Source organism: Streptomyces sp. NPDC029138 (genome assembly GCF_055564375.1).
Window position 1 is genome coordinate 1 of sequence record NZ_JBVHWM010000142.1, and the last position, 3266, is coordinate 3266.

Sequence of the window (3266 nt, forward strand, 5' to 3'; positions counted from 1 at the left end):
GAGTGGCACCACCGACGCGGGGTGGAGCAGCTCGGTAGCTCGCTGGGCTCATAACCCAGAGGTCGCAGGTTCAAATCCTGTCCCCGCTACGAAAGTCAGGGGGCCCGGCATCAGCCGGGCCCCCTGACGCGTTCCTCCGATCGCAGGCCGAACATCACGCGAAACTGCTCAGCCGGCCGCGGCCGAGCCGTGACCCCACCGTGTCCGCACCCCCCATGTCGGACGAGTTGATGCGCGGCATGCGCCCTACAGGGGCCTGCGCCGTCGCCGTCTACTCCACCACCACCCGCGGGTCGACCGCGGCGGCCCGCCCGTTTGCAGTGCGGATGCGTTCTCTACTCGAAGTAGGCGAAGCGGTCGAGCCGGGCGGACCCGGGCAGAGGACCGCCACGCCGGCAGGCGGCGCTGCCGTCGCTCGTCAGGTACGTCGTGCGCGCCGTGTACCTGGGATCGTGGCAGGGCACCTCGGTGTCGGACAGTCGCAGCCACAGCGCCTACGAGGGCGGGCGCAGTCCCTCGAAGGGATCGAACCCGAGCTGCTCGATCACCCGCCGGCGGGTGGTTTCCTCGGGCCGCCACTGCTGGTTGGCCGGGTAGATGAGGTCCAGCCCGGCCGCCGGCGGCACGAGCAGACGGTCGGCCCTGGGACAGCCGGTGAGGTGCGGGCACTCCTCCGGCACCCGGTTGCGGAAGGCGCACAGAAGCCCCCTCACCTGGCCCGTCTGATGGTCGTGGTCGACCATCGCCCCGGGACGCAGGCCGCACAGGTGGCAGTCGGCGCCGAGCGCGACGACCAGCGCGGCACGCAGGCGCCGGATGGACGCCGTGCGGACGGGACGTGGCGGTCACAGTTGCCTCAGCTCGTACGACCGCCCCGGCAGCGGGCCGGCCGGTCGACGGTGCCCGGATCCACACCCGGGCCGGTCGCCCGTACCGGCCACTCGACAACGAGGGAGCCCCGGACCACCGTGTCGGCATCGTCCACCCGGCCGCCCATCCACTCCTGTGGTCCGCGGTCCCGCTCGATCCACACGCAGTGATGGCGGTGACTCCAGGCGCCGGCGATCTCCGTCTCCCCGCACAGCATCCGGCCCGCCCGCTCGAGGTGGAACCGGCCGTCGTCGCCGGGCACCGAGAGAGTCTTGCCGGGCGGCCCGGGTGGAGGAGACGGCAGGCGACAGTGCCGCTTCTCGGCATCGCGGACCAGGTCCTCGACGAACGCGACCCCCTGATGGGCCCAGCGCCACAACAGCTGTGCGCGTCGGTACGGGGGCAGTTCGTCCAGGCCGGCCATGGGGGAATGCTGGCCTACGGCACTGACAGTCGGGCCGGGGCCGCCGGCACGCTGCGGCAGCAGAACGGCTCCCGAGCGCCGCTTCTCGCACGGGTGCCGTTCGTGGTGCGTGCCGTCACGCAGACGACAACGCTGACAGAGCCGTCAGCGGCAAACTGCCGCAGCCGCCTTGAGCCTGGCCACGACCTCGGACAGCGTTGGTCGCTGCCGTAGTTCTCGTCCGTGTCCCCGCGGAATCGCTTGAGCAGCAGGGGCATCCCGCGCAGGGGATCGACGAGGGCGGCCACGATGTCGTGCGGTCCCGGGTCCTGCCCGCCCACGAGCGTGCGCCCTGCCCGCCCGCGAGCGTGCGAGGGCCGCAGGACCAACCAGGCGGCGCCGAATGCGGCATCGTCCCGACGAGCCGCCGGAGGCGATCGAGGCGGTCGGCGCGCTCATCCCCTGGCCTGCCGCGACCATGTCGTCGACCACTTCCAGCCGGCGACCATGGCGGCCGGGTACGAGGCGGTGTACCGCAAGGTGATCACCACGACCACGACGCCGGCACCAGCGATGGCCCGAGGCCGTACCGCCCGGCGATCGCCCGGGCCGTACCGGCCACCCAGGAGGCCATGGTCCCGGTGGCCTGACGCCCGCCGGGTGAGCCCGTGCGGCCTCCGTTCCCTCCCAGACGCCCGGCGACCACCACGAGGCCGCCGGGCCGCACGGCTCACCGTAGTACGCTACTCAACCGTTGGATTCCAAGATTCCGGGAGGCGTCCGTGGCGCTGGAGGCGGCTGGCGTCTCGCCCGAGGAGGAATCCCTCTACCAGATGCTCGTGGCGTCCGGTCGGGCCACCACGGGGGACATCGCCCAGCGGGCCCGTCTGACCGACGCGGAGACCGAGCGGATCCTGGACTCACTGGTCTCCAAGGGCCTTGCCACCCATACGGACGGGACACCCCGGGTGTTCCGTCCCGCTCCGCCGGAGGCGGCGCTGCTGCCCCGGTTGAAGCGCAGCGCCGACGCGCTGGATCTGGCCCGGTTCGAGGCCGCACGTCTCATCGAGTCCTATCGGGAGACGATGCGCAGACATGACGCCGGCCAGTTGCTGGAGGTGATCACGGGGGCAGAGGCTCTGCGTCAGCAGCTCCGGCAGATCCAGTCGAGCGCGCGCCACGAGATGCTGTGGTTCTGCAAGGCCCAGTACGTGGCCATGCCGTCGGGCACCAATGCCGAGGAGTTCGAGGCGCTGGCCCGGGGCGTTCGCTACCGAGTGCTGTACGAGAAGGCGTTCTTCGACGACGAAGGCGCTCTGGAGAACGTGGTGGCGGGTGTACGGGCCGGCGAGGTGGCTCGTGCCGTGCCCCACCTGCCGTTGCGTCTGGCCATCGCCGACCGTTCCGTAGCCGTCTTCCCCCTCGTGGCCGGTGGGCCGCACGGCAGCCCGGAGGAGCCGACCACGGCGCTGGTCAGGGACAGCAATCTGCTCGCGGCCCTGATCGCCCTCTTCGACTGCTACTGGGAGGACGCCGTCCCCCTGGACATCGACGGTGCCGGCATGCTCGCGGGGGCCGACGGGGCCGGTGCGGCCGACTCGCTCTCGGCCACCGACCGCAAGCTGTTGTCGCTGCTCGTGGCCGGAGTCGCCGACAAGGCGATCGCCTCGCAGATGGGGCTGAGCCGCCGGACGGTCCAGCGCCGTATCCAGGGGATGATGGAGCGCGTCGGCGCGGTGACCCGCATGCAACTCGCCTGGCAGGCGTCGCGACGCGGCTGGCTGTGAACGGCTCGCCCGGCGGTTCGGAACGCCGGTGGTCGTACGTCACGGGCACGCGGTTGCGGAGACGCGTGCCGATCGCTGCCACGCTGAAGTCATCCCGTCCCTACCTACACAGGCGGGGGGGGGGGGGGGGGGGGGGGGGGGGGGGGGGGGGGGGGGGGGGGGGGGGGGGGGGGGGGGGGGGGGGGGGGGGGGGGGGGGGGGGGGGG

General features: G+C 72.6%; 3 protein-coding genes and 1 tRNA gene. 2 read left to right on the forward strand and 2 right to left on the reverse strand.

The genetic code is table 11. From position 1 onward, the window contains the following. The first annotated feature begins 15 nt into the window (after positions 1-15). Positions 16-89 (forward strand) — tRNA-Met (locus tag ACZ4WH_RS43900). A gap of 405 nt (positions 90-494) precedes the next feature. Here the strand turns inward: ACZ4WH_RS43900 and ACZ4WH_RS43905 are convergent. Further along, on the reverse strand, positions 495-818 hold the full coding sequence (locus tag ACZ4WH_RS43905) for an endonuclease domain-containing protein (RefSeq protein WP_468191954.1): 324 nt from the start codon (positions 816-818) through the stop codon (positions 495-497). A gap of 38 nt (positions 819-856) precedes the next feature. Beyond that, positions 857-1294 carry a hypothetical protein gene (locus ACZ4WH_RS43910; protein ID WP_468191946.1) on the reverse strand — a complete coding sequence of 146 codons (438 nt, stop codon included), beginning with the start codon at positions 1292-1294 and terminating at the stop codon, positions 857-859. Positions 1295-2055: 761 nt separating this feature from the next. Between ACZ4WH_RS43910 and ACZ4WH_RS43915 the strand changes: the two genes are divergently transcribed. Next, a complete protein-coding gene (locus ACZ4WH_RS43915; RefSeq protein ID WP_468191951.1) occupies positions 2056-3060 on the forward strand; it encodes a helix-turn-helix domain-containing protein in 1005 nt (334 codons plus the stop codon). Positions 3061-3266 lie beyond the last annotated feature (206 nt).